The 17,554-nt window shown below is 41.6% G+C and carries 10 protein-coding genes; 7 read left to right on the top strand and 3 right to left on the bottom strand.

What is annotated here, in order from left to right; all coding sequences use genetic code 11:
- Positions 1 to 38: 38 nt before the first annotated feature.
- From PIECOFPK_RS00615 to PIECOFPK_RS00600, 4 genes are all read left to right on the top strand, one after another.
- Entirely contained in the window at positions 39 to 3,059 is a 3,021-nt protein-coding gene (locus PIECOFPK_RS00615; RefSeq protein ID WP_409966267.1) for a SusC/RagA family TonB-linked outer membrane protein, read from the top strand.
- An 11-nt stretch (positions 3,060 to 3,070) separates the two neighbouring features.
- Complete coding sequence (locus PIECOFPK_RS00610) at positions 3,071 to 4,654, top strand: RagB/SusD family nutrient uptake outer membrane protein (RefSeq protein WP_409966266.1); 1,584 nt, start codon at positions 3,071 to 3,073, stop codon at positions 4,652 to 4,654.
- Positions 4,655 to 4,722: 68 nt separating this feature from the next.
- Positions 4,723 to 6,750 carry a glycoside hydrolase family 65 protein gene (locus tag PIECOFPK_RS00605; RefSeq protein ID WP_409966265.1) on the top strand — a complete coding sequence of 676 codons (2,028 nt, stop codon included), beginning with the start codon at positions 4,723 to 4,725 and terminating at the stop codon, positions 6,748 to 6,750.
- A gap of 6 nt (positions 6,751 to 6,756) precedes the next feature.
- The gene (locus PIECOFPK_RS00600; protein WP_409966264.1) at positions 6,757 to 7,995 is read left to right on the top strand and encodes an MFS transporter; all 1,239 of its coding nucleotides are present in this window, start codon (positions 6,757 to 6,759) and stop codon (positions 7,993 to 7,995) included.
- Between the two features lie 12 nt (positions 7,996 to 8,007).
- Here the strand turns inward: PIECOFPK_RS00600 and PIECOFPK_RS00595 are convergent, their stop codons facing one another.
- Entirely contained in the window at positions 8,008 to 10,149 is a 2,142-nt protein-coding gene (locus PIECOFPK_RS00595; protein ID WP_409966263.1) for a heavy metal translocating P-type ATPase, read from the bottom strand.
- A gap of 234 nt (positions 10,150 to 10,383) precedes the next feature.
- On the opposite strand from PIECOFPK_RS00595, the gene fumC reads away from it, so the two are divergent.
- A complete protein-coding gene (gene fumC, locus PIECOFPK_RS00590) occupies positions 10,384 to 11,784 on the top strand; it encodes a class II fumarate hydratase (protein WP_330975015.1) in 1,401 nt (466 codons plus the stop codon).
- Between the two features lie 62 nt (positions 11,785 to 11,846).
- On the opposite strand, the gene trmD is transcribed toward fumC, so the two are convergent.
- Positions 11,847 to 12,527 carry a tRNA (guanosine(37)-N1)-methyltransferase TrmD gene (gene trmD / locus PIECOFPK_RS00585; protein WP_330975014.1) on the bottom strand — a complete coding sequence of 227 codons (681 nt, stop codon included), beginning with the start codon at positions 12,525 to 12,527 and terminating at the stop codon, positions 11,847 to 11,849.
- A gap of 90 nt (positions 12,528 to 12,617) precedes the next feature.
- The gene (locus PIECOFPK_RS00580; protein ID WP_330975013.1) at positions 12,618 to 13,016 is read right to left on the bottom strand and encodes an RNA-binding S4 domain-containing protein; all 399 of its coding nucleotides are present in this window, start codon (positions 13,014 to 13,016) and stop codon (positions 12,618 to 12,620) included.
- A 203-nt stretch (positions 13,017 to 13,219) separates the two neighbouring features.
- Between PIECOFPK_RS00580 and PIECOFPK_RS00575 the strand changes: the two genes are divergently transcribed.
- Complete coding sequence (locus PIECOFPK_RS00575; protein ID WP_409966262.1) at positions 13,220 to 16,189, top strand: TonB-dependent receptor; 2,970 nt, start codon at positions 13,220 to 13,222, stop codon at positions 16,187 to 16,189.
- Positions 16,190 to 16,212: 23 nt separating this feature from the next.
- Positions 16,213 to 17,553, top strand: coding sequence for a DUF4876 domain-containing protein (locus tag PIECOFPK_RS00570; protein WP_409966261.1), 1,341 nt, complete (start codon positions 16,213 to 16,215; stop codon positions 17,551 to 17,553).
- Position 17,554: the final 1 nt, after the last annotated feature.

Raw genomic sequence — 17,554 nt, 5'->3', positions numbered from 1 at the left:
ATAAAAAAACAATTTTTTTAACCTAAAAATCAACGATTATGGAAAAAACTGCTTTTCTAACAAAGCAGGCCGCGAAGCTGAAAATGCTTTTGCTGTTGCTTGTCATTTTTTCATTCAGTCATGCCTATGCGCAGAATGGCTCCATTACTGGAACAGTGATGAACGACAAAGGAGAAAATCTGCCTGGTGCTACTGTTTCAGTGGAGGAGAAAGGCACAAATGTGATGGTAGACGCTGACGGAAAATATACTATTACAGGATTAGCCCCTGGTACTTATAAATTGTCAGTTTCATTTGTAGGTTATGACTCGGCAGAACGTACTGTAACCGTAGGTGAAAATGAAACACAGACCGCTGACTTCGTATTATTGACAACGGCACGTACCATTGATGAGGTTGTGGTAATCGGGTATGGTACTGCCAGAAAAAGAGACCTTACTGGTTCGATGGTTACCATCGGCGAAAAAGATTTTAACAAAGGTGTTATTACCAACCCCGATCAGCTGATTCAGGGTAAAACGCCCGGTGTGATGATTATTAATAATACCGGACAGCCGGGTGGTTCCGTAACGGTTCGTATTCGTGGTAACTCTTCTATTAGAGCAAGTAACAATCCTCTGTTTGTGCTGGATGGTGTACCTATGTCAGGAAACTCACCGGTTCCGGCAGGACGCGGTGGTTTTACTTCCGACAGAGGTAATCCGCTTACGTACCTTAATCCCGGCGATATTGCCAGTATGGATATTTTGAAAGATGCCTCTGCAACTGCGATCTATGGTTCGCGTGGTGCCAATGGCGTAGTGCTGATCACAACTAAAAAAGGAAAAGCCGGGGAACCTGTAATCTCGGTAGGGGCTTCTGTAGGTTTATCCAATCTTAGAGAAAAACCAAAAGTATTAAGTGCAGCACAATTCAGAGAAGCCTTACAATATTACACACCAAGCGAAGCTGCAGATGCGGATTTTGGAAGTGATGTTGATGCATTTGATGCTATTACCCGCACAGCTGGTACACAAAACTATTATGCCGATGTATCAGGTGGTACTAAACACGGGAAATATCGAGTATCAGGAGGTTTTATGGACCAAAAAGGTATTGTTATTGGTTCAGAACTTAAAAAGTATACTACCAACTTTACTGGAAACTTCCGTTTCCTGGAGAATAGAAGACTGGGACTTGACTTTTCTTTATTCTATACACAAATCAATAACAAGTACGCTCCTATAGACGTGGGCGTAGGAGCAGAGGGAAATGTTATTTCACAGGCGCTGCAATGGAATCCTACACGTCCTCTCAGAGATGCTGCCGGTAATCTTACATACATTAATACCAATACACGTAACCCGCTAGCAAGTATTGAAGCTTATAAAGACCGCTCTGTAACGAATACCGCAGTGATTAATCTGTCGCCTTATTATAAAATCACCGATGATCTGGAATATCGTTTTATTTATAGTGTAATGAGACAAAGCGGTTCTCGTGAAGGTATGTATAGAGCCGGTATCATCGACCCGAGTGCAGATAACAATGAGCAGGCATTTATCTCCAATAGTGCCGAAACCAACCAGCAGGTAACACATACCTTATCTTACAACAAGCAGGTTTCTCCCGATTGGCATATCAATGCTGTTGCGGGTTATGAATATCTGGATTACAATTATAATAACAATCTCATGTTTGGTGGTGGATTCAGATATCTGGGGTTAGACTACTATGATTACATGAACTATTCTGCCATCAACACCAGAGAGGTTACATCTTATAGAAGCCCTACCAATCAGTTGCAGTCGCTATTTATTCGTGGCGGATTTAACTACCTAAATCGTTACTTGCTTACTGCAACTGTAAGAAGGGATGGTTCTACTAAGTTTGGTGCTAATAATAAGTATGCCATCTTCCCTTCGTTAGCTCTAGCATGGAATATTCATGAAGAATCTTTCTTGCAAGAGAGCAGAGGTGTAAATCAGCTGAAACTAAGATTAGGCTGGGGTAAAACCGGTAACCAAGAGTTTCCTTCCGGTGCATCGCTGGATAGATTCGTGTTTGGAACACAAAGTATCAGCCAAGCCAACTATGGTAATCCTGACCTGAAATGGGAAACTTCTATTACACTGAACGCCGGTCTAGACTTTGCCTTTTTCAATAATCGTTTGTATGGTTCTATTGACTTTTTTAATAAGAAAACTACAGATGCACTGTTTGAGCAAACCCTTGCACAGCCTGCACCTGCAGGACGTATTTGGGTGAACCTAGATGGAGAAGTAGTGAACAAAGGTGTTGAAATAGCATTAACCGGAACTGTAATCAGAAACAGCAACTGGACCTGGGATGTTACCGGAAATGTTACTTTCCTGAAAAATAGTGTAAGCGGCTTGTTGGGATATTATGAAACTGGTGCTTTAAGAGGTCAGGGCTTCTCAGGTGTACTGGGACAGAGAATGGTGAACGGACAGCCCCTGAATGTATGGTATCTGGCCATCTATGAAGGTATCGATCCTACCACCGGCATGAGTATGTATCGTGGTTTGGATGGAAGTATCAGTACAGAGAACGACCCGGCTATTAATAAATTCTATGTAAACAGTCCTAACCCCAAAACACTATTGGGTATTTCTACCAATGTTTCTTACAAGAAGTTTACACTCAGTGCCAACATGAACGGCGCTATGGGACATTACTTGTTTAACAACACTGCAGCTACTACACTGGGATTAAGTAACCTTTCTTTAAGAAATATCGGTTCTAAATTCTTTGATAAATCGGTTAAAGAATCTACCTCTAACTCAGCATCGCCTTCTACACGTTATCTTGAAAAAGGTAACTACATGAAAATGGCGAATGCTACTTTGAGCTATAAAGTAGGTGATATCGGAAAAACCATTAAAAACCTCAATATATCTCTTACAGGTCAGAACCTTTTCATTCTTACAAAATATACAGGATTTGATCCAGAGGTTAATACCGATGGTTCTAGCAACGGTATTCCTTCTCTGGGTATCGAATACCTGCCTTATCCACCTGCAAGAACTATATTATTAGGTATTAATTTCTCTTTATAAATTTTAACGACATGAAATCAAGAATCTTAACATACATATTTGCAATAGGCGCTCTGTCAGCAGGTTTTACTGCCTGTACTAAGCTGGAAGAGGAGTTTAGAAGTGAGTTGCAGGAAGGTACTTCTAACAATGTGGATCCTGCAGGCTTGTTAGTAACCGCTTATACTTCGCTCAATACTCCATATCAACATGATCAACGCTGGGTGTTACAGGAAATTTCTACCGATGCAGCGATGGCGCCCACACGCGGCGGTGACTGGGACGATAATGGTATGCACCGTTCTATTCACCTGCACACTTGGAATCCCGATAATGGATACATGAATAACACTTTTGTGAATTTGGGTAGTGCTATTTATAACGCTACAAACGTACTACGTTATAATCCTAGCGCGCAGCAAGCTGCAGAGGCCAGATTCATCAGGGCTATTGCTATGTTTGATATGCTGGATTTATTTGGCGTGGCAGTATTGCGCGAAGGCGATGCATTGGAAGACTTCAGAACTCCTCCCTCTGTTCTTCAGCCTCAAGAGGCAATAGACTACCTGATTAATGAGCTGAATGGTATCATGGGCGATTTGCCTAATAACGGCCCTACCGGAGCTTATGTTGCTAATAAAAATGCAGCAAGAACACTGCTGATGAAGATTTACCTGAATAAGGGCACATTCCTCAATCGTCAGTCACCTACTTTTGATGCGGCTGATATGAATAAGGTCATCTCTTTGGCGGAAGAGATTATGGGGTCTGGTTTATACTCGGTATCGGCTCCTGGTAAATATTTTGACAACTTCGCTCCGGATAATGATGTGAAATCCACCGAAAACATTTATACACTGCTGAATAAAAACGGCGAAAGAGGGGGAAATATCGACAGAACTTGGAATACAATTGCGCACTACAATATGCTGCCAGGAGGATGGAACGGTTGGTGTACTTTATCAGATTACTACGATAAGTTCTCTGCATCCGACGAAAGACGGGGCATCTACTATGATTATCCCGCCGATACTACATCTAACAGAACTAAGGGATATCATCGTCAGAATGTAGGATTTCTGGTGGGGCAGCAATACAGCTATGTTACCAATCAGCCTTTGATGGCGCGTAATCCAGCCAATACTCCATTGGTATTTACCAGAGAAGTAACCATTCGTACATCCGGTGCTACAATTGAAACAGCCGGAATTCGTCCAATAAAGTATACTTTTGATTATAGTGTCACAGGTCAAAGAAATAACGACTGGGTTGTATTTCGCTATTCGGATGTATTGTTGATGTATGCTGAAGCAATTTTAAGAGGTGGTACCGGTGCTTCCACAACACCGCTGGCTTTGGTTAACTCTATTAGAGTGAATCGTGGCGTTCCTGCATTATCTTCCCTGACTTTGGATGAACTTCTGGATGAAAGAGCTAGAGAGCTTTATTGGGAAGGATGGAGGAGACAGGATCTGATTCGCTTTGGAAAATTCCTTCAGGCATGGCAAGAAAAACCAGCCGATCCGGATCCTAAAACATTGGTATATCCGATTCCTAGCCAGCAAATAGCTGTGAATCCTAACTTAACACAAAACCCCGGATACAACGAGCAATAGGCAATACTTTTCGTATAAAAAAGCCACTTGCAAGAGTGGCTTTTTTTACTCTGACAAACCCGTGTAGTATGAAACGATTTGTTTTAATCTGTTGTGCATGTATTGGCTTAACTGCCCTGCAGGCTCAAGACCCGTTGAAGATTACCGCCACGCAAATCAATCCTGCTTCCTACTATGGTGTGACGGTGGCTAATGGTATGATCGGTATTGTATCATCAGCAGTGCCCTTTAAAGTAAAAGAGGTGGTACTGGCAGGAGCCTACGATCGATACGGAAGAGGTAGGGTAAGTAATTTTCTGAGAAGTTTTAACCTTTTGAATAGTTATTTAGAAATTGATGGCAAACGCATCGAAGCAAAGGATATATCAGGCTTTACACAAACGCTGGATATGAAGAGGGCCGCATTTACAACTTCTTTTACTTATGCCAATAAGGCTACGGTTACTTACACTTATTATGCATTGCGTCACTTGCCTTATACCGTTTTGATGGATGTACAAGTTGCGGCTAAGACTAATATCAATATTACTGCTGCAAGTGTAATGGAAGCTCCTGATGCATTACGCGATGTGCAGAATTACTATAATGAAATCGATAGACCTCATGTAACCATCAGTTTGCTAACTTCTTCTGCAAGCAGCCCCACAGGTAAATTGCTGATGTGTGCGAGCAACACCTTTTTGTTTAGTGAACCTCACGGGCAAGAACCGCGTATCATTCATGAAATGTGGGATAACAATATGCATTTGATGAAGTTTTCGAAAATGATAAATGCCGGTACTACGTATAGTTTTTCAATTGCCGGTTCTTCCATCACTTCTGCTCATCATGAAGATCCTTTGAATGAAGCTGAACGCGCTACCATCTTTGCAAAATTGGAAGGTAGAGATAGGCTCGTGCAATTTCATACGAAGGCTTGGGAAAAATTATGGGAAAGTGATATTGTGATAGAAGGCGACCCGCAGAGTCAGCAGGATGTACATAGCATGATGTATCATTTATATTCTTTTTGTAGAGAAGGAAGTGCGTTTTCTCCATCCCCCATGGGATTGAGCGGACTGGGTTATAACGGCCATGTATTTTGGGATACCGAATTATGGATGTATCCGGCAATTTTGGTCTTACATCCCGAAATTGCAAAAAGCCTGATTGAATATCGTTTCCAACGTTTGGAAGCCGCCAAGCGCAATGCATTTAGCAAAGGTTACAAAGGGGCCATGTATCCTTGGGAAAGTGCAGAAACTGGTGTAGAGGAAACTCCTGTATGGGCACTCAGCGGGCCGTTTGAACATCATATCACGGCTTGTGTGGGAATTGCCGCTTGGAACTATTATTGTGTAACACAAGATAAAGAATGGTTACGTGAAAAAGGATGGCCCATTTTGTCAGCAACAGCCGATTTCTGGTCTAGTAGGGTAGAACGTAATGGACCCGGCCAATATGATATCAAAAATGTAGTAGCTGCGGATGAGTGGGCCGAAAATGTAGATAACAACGCTTTTACCAATGCTGCAGCCATTTGTAATTTGAAATATGCAACAGAAGCGGCAAAAGTCTTAGGACTTACTCCTAACCCAGATTGGTTGCATGTGGCGGAGAATATTCCTATATTGAGGTTTGAAAATGGCGTTACGAAAGAGCACGCCACTTATAAAGGTGAAGGCATCAAACAGGCTGATGTGAATTTGCTTGCATATCCCTTGAAAATGATTACACATGCTGAGGACATTCAGCGCGATCTGGAATATTATGAAACCCGTGTGCCCGATGAAGGAACACCGGCCATGACACAGGCAATCTTTTCCTTGCTTTATGCAAGGCTTGGTAATAGAGAAAAAGCGTTTCATTGGTTTCAGGATGCGTATTTGCCTAATCTATTGCCTCCGTTTAGGGTAATTGCAGAAACCAAGGGAGGAGCCAATCCTTATTTCGCTACCGGAGCAGGAGGTGTATTGCAGGCAGTGCTCATGGGGTTCGGAGGATTGGATATTACTGCAAGCGGTATCCGTCAGGTACCGTCTGTGCTACCGTCGCACTGGAAAAAATTAGAGTTGAGAGGCATCGGTCTGGATAAAAAAACTTTCATCATAAAATAAATCATCATGCAGTCTCGTTGGAAAATAAAGCTATCGCTATATTTAAACTATTTCGTATTTGCTGTTTTACTTAATAGCGTGGGTATTGTAATTGCTCGTGCTATTAAACTGTATGGTGTGGATGAGAAACAGGCATCCATACTGGAAGCTTTCAAAGATCTTCCCATCGCTATCGTATCATTTTTTGTAGCCTCTTTTTTACCCAGGTTGGGTTATAAAAGAGCAATGCAGATTGCATTGATGATTGTATTGGTAGGATGTATGGGCATGTATTTTGGTAATAGTTTTCTGGCTGCCAAAATGATGTTCATGTCAGTAGGAGTTAGTTTTGCTTTGATTAAGCTCTCTGTATACAGCCTTGTTGGAATTGTATCAGATAATCCCAAAGAGCATTCATCTTTGTTAAGTTCAATTGAAGGGTTTTTTATGGTAGGCATAGCTTCTGCCTATTTCCTCTTCCCGATTTTTTATTCCGAAACCCAGCCACACAATTGGTTAAAAGTGTATTTGGTATTGAGTGCACTTGTTTTGATATCGCTGTTGTTTCTTAGTATGTCCAATATTCGAATCGAGGCTCCTACGGCCGGGGCAAACTGGAGGGATGATATTAAAAACTCCCTTAAGCTTATATGGAATACGCTAGTGTTGGTGTTCTTGTTTTCTGCTTTTTTCTTTGTGATGATTGAGCAGGGGATTATGACCTGGTTGCCGCGTTTTAATGAGAAGATTTTTTCGTTTTCTGATAAACTAAGTGTACAGATGGCCTCTTTGCTGGCGCTATCATTGGCTCTAGGAAGATTTTTGGCCGGATGGCTGAGTAAACATATTTCCTGGGTAATCATTGTTATTACCTGCTCAATATGCGCTATAGCACTGTTGCTTCTCATACTGCCCCGATTGCAGGGAGGCGATGAGGCGGGGGTAGTACTGAGTAGCTTTACAGAGGTTCCTTTGTCGGGCTTTATGTTGCCTTTAATTGGAGTGTTTATTGCACCTATCTACCCATTGCTGAATTCAGCAGTGTTGAGCCATTTACCCAAAAGCCTGCATGCACCTATGTCGGGGCTTATCATTATTTTTTCCGCTTTGGGTGGTACTTTGGGCTCTCGCATTGTCGGCACGCTTTTTAAATCGATCGGAGGTGTCAATGCATTTTATTTTCTGATTGTTCCTGTGGTTTTGCTGATTGTTTCTGTACTATTGATACAGGCTATTATAAGGAAGCAACCAGCACATGCATCTTAGAATAGCTTGTATTTATACCACCTTCTTCACTAATAGGCGACTGCTGTTGATGCCTAATACCACATCGCTAAAGGCCATTACCAGCGCACCGATTTGAGGCGTCAGTAATCCGAATGCAGCTATGGGAATTGCAATGATATTATAGGAAAACGCCCAGAACAGGTTGCCCACAATAGTTTTGTAAGTGTGCTTACCCAGACCCAGAGCCATAGGGAGGTTTTTCAGACCATGGTTCATCAGTACTACTTGTGCGGTTTGCATGGCAATTTGTGTGGCATCGCTCATGCTAATACCGATAGTAGCTTTAGCCAATGCTGGAGCATCATTGATGCCGTCACCAACCATAGCAGTAGGAGTTTCGGCATTCTTGGCGGCTATAATTTGCAGTTTTTCCTCCGGTGTTTTTTCAGCAATCACTTCATCGATACCCAATATGGCGCCAATCTGTACTGCTTTGGATTGCTTGTCGCCACTCAATAAAATAGTTTTGATGTTTTTACTTTTGAAATAGTTGATTACATCTTTAGCTTCAGGGCGTAACTCATCAGCAACATCGATATATCCGATGAGAGTACCATTCTTCAATACATAAATGTTATGTGCATCATCGTTTGTGAAATGTGCAGCAATTTTATAAGAGCCAGCTTGATATTCATTGCCTTCCTTATCTGTAGCGCGCATACCTTCGCCCTTTATTTCTTCTACTTTTTGCCAACGTATTTCATTGTTCGTTTTCCAGGCTTGTACGATAGCTTTGGCAATGGGATGATTAGAATACTTTTCCAGTGAATATACCAAGCGTTTGAAATCATCCTCACTGATGTGCTCTTGTATAGCCTGATAACCGGTAATGGTAAAATTTCCGGTAGTTAATGTGCCGGTCTTATCGAAAACTACTTGTGTAATATTTTTAAAGTTTTCGAGGCTGGTAGCATTTCTGAATAGGATACCATTACGTGCACCACGTCCCAATCCTACTGCAATAGCAGCCGGTGTGGCTAATCCCATGGCACAGGGGCATGCAATCACCAGCACGGCAATGGCTCGCATCAGTGATGGGGTGAAGTCTTTTAATACCATCCAGTTGATGATTAATGTGAGTGCGGCGATGCCCAAAACAATGGGAATAAAAACGGCACTGATCTTATCTGCCATTTGCTGTACCGGAGGTTTTTCGCCCTGAGCTTCTTTCACCATATGAATAATGCCTGACAGTACTGTAGCGTCCCCCACTGCTGTAACCTGGGCTTTTACGGTACCATCAGTAAGAACACTACCTCCAATCAGCTTTTCTTTATAACCTCTTTTTACCGGAGTACTTTCTCCGGTAATGATAGATTCGTTTACATAAGCTTCGCCCCACAATATTTTACAATCTGCAGGTACCTGCTCGCCGGATTTAATGAGGATTAAATCTCCCGTGCGCAGGGTATTACTCTCGACAGGGAATATATGCTCGTTATGTTCGTTGTCGTATGCAATCATATTGGCCATTACCACTTGTGTTTCGGCCAGCTTCTTTAACTGCGACTGTGTATTTTCCACTGTTTTATCTTCGATATAGTTTCCGAGAAAAACTAATGTGATGACGGTAGCGGTGGTTTCGAAGAATATGTATTCGTGTTGTCCTGTGATTAGTCCGTACAGGCTGTACACGAATGCAGCGGTAGCACCCAATGCGATAAGCACATTCATATTAGGCATGCCGTTTCTAATACCCTTCCATGCGCTTACGCCAAAGAACGACATTCCTACAATGTACACCGGTAATACCAATATTAACTGAATATGCGGCTGCATAATCCAGCTATGATGCATTGCTGGGATCATGTGCAGCATGAGTACCAATGTGAATGGTAGACAGAACCAAAAACGCTGAGCATTGTTTTTAAGAAAACCTGTTTTGCTTTCTGTATGGCCATGGGCGTGAGAGTGAGCGGCTTCATTCACAACCTTGTATCCCAGATCTTCCAGCCCTTTGGAAATGTGCTCGACAGATTGAGTAGGGTTGATTGAGAAGCTCACGTCTCCTGTGGCGAAATTGACTTTTATTTCTTTGGCACCTTCTTTATCAAGATATTTATTAATGGTCAGTGCGCAAGTAGCACAATCCATTCCCTCAACTTTCCATTGTATTTTATTATTGTCTTCCATAATTAGAACCTGTTACTTTTATAACATGCAAAGTTACCGCAAGGTTTAGGCGGGTAGCAAACGTGGAGCGCAGTATTATTTAAACATTGTTGCAGATTCAGGAGGAATTATTGCAATGATATTGCAAAAATGAAGTGAGGGAGCAGTATGATTTTGGAGGTAATAAATAAAATTATTTACTATGAATTATCTTAAGCAATACCTTTGTTATCATCTTAAATAAATTTTTAAAATATGGATTTCAGAATAGAAAAAGATACGATGGGCGAGGTGAAAGTACCTGTCAACGCCTATTACGGTGCGCAAACTCAACGTTCAATTGAAAATTTTAAAATAGCTCGAGACATCAATTTGATGCCTAAAGAAATTATCCGGGCCTTTGCTTATCTAAAGAAAGCAGCTGCTATTACTAACTATAAAGCCAAAGTCCTTCCCCGGAATAAATACCTTTTAATCAGCAAGGTGTGTGATGAAATTCTGGAGGGTAAGCTGGATAATGAGTTCCCGCTGGTAGTATGGCAAACCGGTAGTGGTACCCAGTCCAATATGAATGTAAACGAGGTGATTGCCAATCGTGCGCATGTACTCAACGGTGGTAAACTTACCGATAAAGAAAAAGTACTGCATCCTAACGATGATGTAAATAAAAGTCAAAGCAGTAATGATACTTTTCCTACGGCCATGCACATTGCGGCTTATAAAATCCTGGTGGAAGTGACCATTCCGGGTATTGAGAAACTGCGTAATACACTAAAGAAAAAAAGTAAGCAGTACATGAAGGTGGTGAAAATTGGTCGTACGCATTTCATGGATGCTACCCCTTTAACCCTGGGTCAGGAGTTGAGTGGCTATGTATCGCAACTGGATCACGGCCTAAAGGCTATTAAAAATACATTGCCTCACCTGAGTGAGCTGGCGCTGGGTGGTACTGCCGTTGGTACAGGTATCAATACTCCCGAAGGATATGCTGAAAATGTGGCTGCGGAAATTGCTAAACTTACCAAACTGCCGTTTAAAACTGCCGAGAATAAATTTGAAGCTCTGGCTGCTCACGATGCTATAGTAGAAGCACATGGCGCGCTAAAAACCGTTGCAGTAAGCCTAATGAAGATTGCTAACGACATTCGTATGCTGGCTAGTGGTCCGCGCAGTGGTATTGGGGAAATCTTTATTCCCGACAATGAACCCGGCTCTTCTATTATGCCGGGGAAAGTGAATCCCACTCAATGTGAGGCGTTAACAATGATTGCGGCACAGGTGTTGGGTAATGATGTAGCTATAAATGTAGGTGGTGCCACCGGTCATTTTGAGCTAAATGTGTTCAAGCCGATGATGATTTACAACTTTTTACACAGCGCTAAGTTGATAGGTGAAGGATGCGTGTCCTTCAACGATAAATGTGCAGTAGGTATTGCTCCTATCGAAGCCAATATCAAAAAACATCTGGATAATTCACTGATGCTCGTAACTGCTTTAAACACTAAGATCGGTTACTATAAAGCTGCAGAGATTGCGCAGAAAGCACATAAAGAAGGAACTACCCTTAAGGAGATGGCCGTGAAACTAGGATATCTTACTGCTGAAGAATTTGATAAATGGGTGGATCCTGCCAAGATGGTTGGAAAATTATCATAGGCCGTATTTAAAAAAGTATCAGCCACGGATATCGGTGCGAGCATCGTCTGTCCGTGGCTTTTTTAATGGTCTCTTAGAAGATCCGGTCTTCTTTCTTTAGTACGTTGAAGCGCCTGCTCGTAACGCCAATCTTCGATTTTCTTATGATCACCACTCATGAGTACATCAGGCACTTTCATACCATTCCATTCTACTGGACGGGTGTATACAGGAGGGGCTAATAAGTTATCCTGAAAAGAATCGGTAAGGGCCGAAGTTTCATCGCCCAGTACACCAGGTATTAATCTGCCTATGGCATCCACCAGTACGGCTGCAGCCAGTTCTCCACCACTCAATACATAATCTCCGATGGATATTTCCAGCGTCACATATTTTTCCCGAATACGTTCGTCAATGCCTTTGTAATGGCCACAAATAAGTAATAGGTTTTGCTTCAGGGAAAGCATGTTGGCGGTTTTCTGATTCAATGTTTTCCCATCAGGGGTGAGGTAGATGATTTCATCGAACTTCCTCTCTGTGGAAAGTTCTTCAATGGCATTGGCCAGCGGCTCACACATCATTACCATGCCGGCACCACCACCATACTGATAGTCGTCTACTTGCCCATATTCGTTAATAGCCCATTTACGTAAGTGATGTACCTGAACCGTTAGTAGGCCTTTGTCCTGCGCACGTTTCATGATGCTGTGCGAAAACGGGCTGGCCAGTAAATCAGGTTGTACGGTAATGATATCGATGTGCATGGAATATCAAATTTGCAATACTCTTCTTCAAAAGTCCTGTTGGTCACGTTTGCGAAGATAAACGGAAACGGGCTGTCATCAGGAATTTTGCTATTCCCATCCCATAAAATTGTCCAAATCTCGGCGGTCTTTTTTTGTGGGGCGCCCTATTTTGCTTAGGCGTTTGCCACTGAAAAAGGCAGCCGCCTGTACTTTGGCTTTTTCAATTTCTTCGGGAGGCGTGAGGTCGGCATAATATTTAATGGCTTCGGAATATTTTAACCGATTGTGCAATAGGCCGGTAACCTTAATTACCCATTTACGACCTTCGGTACGTACTTCATAAATATCACCAAGGTGTACGTTTTTACCAGGTTTAGCTGGTTCTCCCTCATATTTCACTTTGTTAGCATTGCACGCATCAGTGGCCAGTCGCCGGGTTTTGAACAGGCGAATGGACCATAAATATTTATCTAAACGAAGTTTTTCCGATTTTTCGGCTTCTGCCATACACTTCAATGTTTTTACTCTATTACTCTATGCGTTGATAAAAGCACAAATTTACGAAGGATTTAATGAAGTGAATGGTGGAAGGTAACTTTTATAATGTATTGATTTTGATATGGGTTACATATTTTGGAGGAAATTTTTCCGTATTTCGTAAATACCGGCTCACCGTGGCGGGGTAACTTTGCGCGTTGAAAAATTAAATAGTGCTCGAAAATATTACAACTCGTTTTCATACCATTCTGTTATTGGCTATATGCTTTTTGTGGAGTGATGCAGTATCAGGGCAAAATGTTTTATCTGGATATGTGCTGGATAAACAGAAGCAGCATCCTATTCCCGGAGCCACGATAACGATAGCAGAAACAGATTTGTGGGCAATTGCCGATAAGGAGGGACGCTTTCGCATCGAGAATGTTCCCATAGGTAAGATAGTGGTTCAAGTTACCAGCCTCAATTACGTCAAACTCTCCTCTGAAATCATCATGAGGGAAGCGGTAGATACGGTTTTCTTCATGATCAAAGATGATCTGGCATTGGAGAATGTAGTGGTTACGGCTACTATCCAAAGTGATGAGGCAAACGGAACCACCTATTCCATCGACCGTAAAGCACTGGATCAACTGCAAATGTTGAGCGTGCAAGATGCTATGAGCTTACTACCCGGAGGAAAAACCAACCGGGATCTTACGCTTACTTCAGGACCTCAGAATCTTTATGTGAATGGTCGTTTTCGCGAGAGTGGTAATCCGGCTTTTGGTGTCGGGGTGGAGGTAGATGGCGTTCGTTTATCACCCAATGCGCTACCGGGTATTACTGCCGTAGATGTACGTAATATTAGTACTACCAATATTGAGAGTATTGAGGTAATTACAGGCGTGCCCTCCGTAGAGTATGGCGACGTGGCTAATGGTATGGTAAGAATCCATACCCGTAAAGGTGTTACACCGCTTACACTGGATATGTCTTCCAAACCCAATACTAAGCAGATCGGTCTTAGCAGAGGTTTTAGCATTGGTAAAAAAGGAGGCGTGTTAAATGCCAGTTGGGAATATACCAAATCGGTTTCCAATATTGCTTCTCCATATACCTCCTACGACAGGAACAGTTTGACGCTTAATTATTCCAACACTTTTAATAAAGCCCGAAAACCTTTATTGCTGAATGTAGGATTCTCGGGAGGTTTTGGGGGCATGAGTACCGAAGCCGATCCGGATAAATTTGTAAATACCTATTCTAAATCGAAGGATAATGTGCTACGTACCCACATTTCGGGAAAATGGTTATTGAATAAAAAATGGATCACCAATCTGGAGGCAACAGTAGGAGTGAACTATAATAACAAATTATCCGAAACCAGTCAGAATAAATCTGCTTCCTCATCACAAGTGTCTATCCGAACAAAGGAAGAAGGATACCACGTAGGGCAGACTTATGACCAAAACCCGAATGCAGACATATTGCTGATTCCACCGGGATATTGGTATGAAATAAGTTATGATGATAATAAGGCACTGAACTATTCCGCCGTGCTTAAAGCTAATTGGGCAAAGCGCGTTAAAAACATTACCAATAATCTGATGATTGGTGGTGAATACCGGGGCAGTAAAAATTTTGGTAAAGGTAATTACTATGCCGACATGCGTTATGCTCCTACCTGGAGAGAGTATCGATATGATGAAGAGCCGGCTATTAATAACTATGCTTTTTATGCGGAAGACAGAGTAAAAATAAAAACAGGCACTCATGCTTATCTTCAATGGGTAGTAGGTATGCGTTCCGATTTTACCAGTGTAAAAGGATCCGAGTATGGTACTGTGAGCAGTTTGTCGCCACGCACCAACCTACGTTATACTTTTTGGGAGCGTCAGCCTAAAACCGTGAGCGACTTGAGTATTCGTGCAGGATGGGGAAGATCGGTAAAACTGCCTTCGTTCAATGTTTTATATAAGGTGCCAGGATATAGAGATATACTGACTTTTGCTCCAGGTACCACTTCGGAAGGGGAGACCTTTTACGCTTATTATACCGTGCCATATACAAGGTTATTTAATCCTGATTTAAAATGGCAGTACACAGTACAAAGTGAGCTTGCTGTGGAGATGAAAATTGCAGGTGTGGCATTGACTATTGTGGCATCTCAAGGAAGAACCAAAAACACATTCGAAAGTGTGGGTATTTATACACCATTTACCTATAAGTTTACAGACCAGTCCGATTTGGAAAATTCTAGCATTCCTATTGCCAACAGGATTTATGCGGTGGATAAGTATACCGGTATTGTAACAGTGAAAGATAGAACCGGTACATTACCTTCGGAAACACTGACGTATAGAGAGTTTACTCGGTTCTACAGCAATCCAATGCCTTTTAATAACCGATATCCGGTAGATAGGAAAAGTATCAGCTTTATTGCCGATTTCAAGCAAATAAAATCCTTGCGTACTTCGTTAAGATTAGACGGAGCTTATTACACTTATAAGCATATCGATGAAACATTGCGCATGTATATGCCCAATACTACCCAAAATATGGCCGATGGTAATCCGTACAAATACATTGGCATTTTCGTGGGAGGGGCATCATCAGCCAATGGAGAGAAAAAAAGACAGGCAGACCTTAATGTAACTACCATAACACATATTCCATCCATACGCATGGTGCTTACAGCAAGATTGGAAGGTTCTTTGCACAATTACTCGCAAAACCTGAGCGAATATGGAAATATAGGTCGCGGGTTTGTATTGGATAGTAGAGATGCTTATATGCCTTCACAAACGCTTACTGATATCTACGGAAGAGATCGTTTTGTTGGAGTGTATCCACTGTATTATATCAGTCTGGATGACATGAATACACCTATTCCTTTTGCCGAAAAGTTTTTGTGGGCGAAGGATAACGATCCGACATTATATAATGAACTGGCAAAAATGGTAATTAAGACTAACACCAATTACTATTTCAATCCTAATAGAACGTCGTTCTATTACAATGCCAATATTAGCATCACTAAAGAAATAGGAGAACTGGCATCTATATCATTTAATGCCATCAATTTTTTAAACAATATGAGCCGGGTACGTTCTACCTGGTCCGATACTAAGCTTAGTTTATTCGAAAGCAGTTATATACCCAGGTTTTATTACGGTATTTCTTTGCGATTAAAGTTTAATTAGTAAAAAGCTAAATTCAATATAACATGAAAAATGTAATCTATCTGACGTGCTTGTTCGTTTTAGTATTTGCAGCGTGTAGAAAAAAAGATAGTATCACCTATCCTACTTTTGAAGTTGCCGTACAGCTTACTGATACATCAGGGAACAATTTTACGGTTGCCGGAGTCAATGTAAAGTTAACTGCAACCGGTTCTTCAAACGTATTTGAATCACTTACCGATGCAAGTGGTTTGGCTAAGTTTGTAGTACCGGCAGGTGTATACCAGGCCTCTGCTTCTTATACCCAAGCAGACGGTGTACAGAGAACTATATTTAACGGTAATGCTGATGCTAACATTACCGTTTCTTCAGATTGGGATAAAAATAATATCACAAAAATTACATTGATAGAGGCACAACTATCTCAGGTAATAATAAAAGAGATTTTTGTGGGAGGAACGCTGAAGGACGACGGGTCGGGAACGTTTGAGTTTGATAAGTATATCGTTTTGTATAATAATTCCACTACTCCAGCTACTTTGGAGAATGTATGCCTGGGTATGATTGCTCCTTACAATAGTCAGGCTTCTAACGGTTTTTACGATGAATCAGGGAAATTGTCGTACGAGTCAGAAGGATGGATACCCGCACCCCAAGGCTACTGGTATTTTCAGCAGAGTGTAACCATACAGCCGGGCAAACAAATAGTAATTGCATTGAACAATGCGGTGAATAATACCATTACTTATTCAAAATCCATCAACTTTGATAATCCAGAATATTATTGTACTTATGATATCTTACAGTATAATAATGCCAATTATTATGTAGCCCCTGCGGCCTCTATTCCCACCAATCATTATTTGAAGGCCGTGAAATACGGAACAGGGAATGCTTGGTCTATAAGCGTAACAAGTCCGGGTGTATTTCTTTTTACCACCAAAGGTACAACACCTACTGCTTTCGGAGCCGATGCTGCTCATAATTATAATGCATGGCTTTCTGCTTATAATGGTAAAAAAGTACCTTTTGATTGGGTGCTGGACGGCGTTGAAGTATATCTATTAAATAACGAAAACAATGTAAAACGTTTTACGCCCAATATTGATGCCGGCTATGTATATCATGTCAACAGGCAGGGTTATTCTATTTACCGCAATGTGGATAAGGAAGCTACGGAAGCGATTGCAGAAAATGCTGGTAAATTGGTATACAATTACTCTTTGGGTACAAATGATATTCTTGGCCCTCGTGGTAGTACTGATTCTAGCGGCATCGATGCCGAAGCGTCAATTAAAAACGGGGCGAGAATAATTTACAAGGATACTAATGACTCTACCAAAGATTTTCATTTGCGTAGCAAGCCATCTTTGAGAACTAATTAAC

It is taken from the genome of Chitinophagaceae bacterium C216 (assembly GCA_028485475.2).
Taxonomy (GTDB): domain Bacteria; phylum Bacteroidota; class Bacteroidia; order Chitinophagales; family Chitinophagaceae; genus Niabella; species Niabella composti.
The sequence above is the reverse complement of the archived record's forward strand: the minus strand, read 5'-3'. Positions and strand labels throughout refer to the sequence as shown.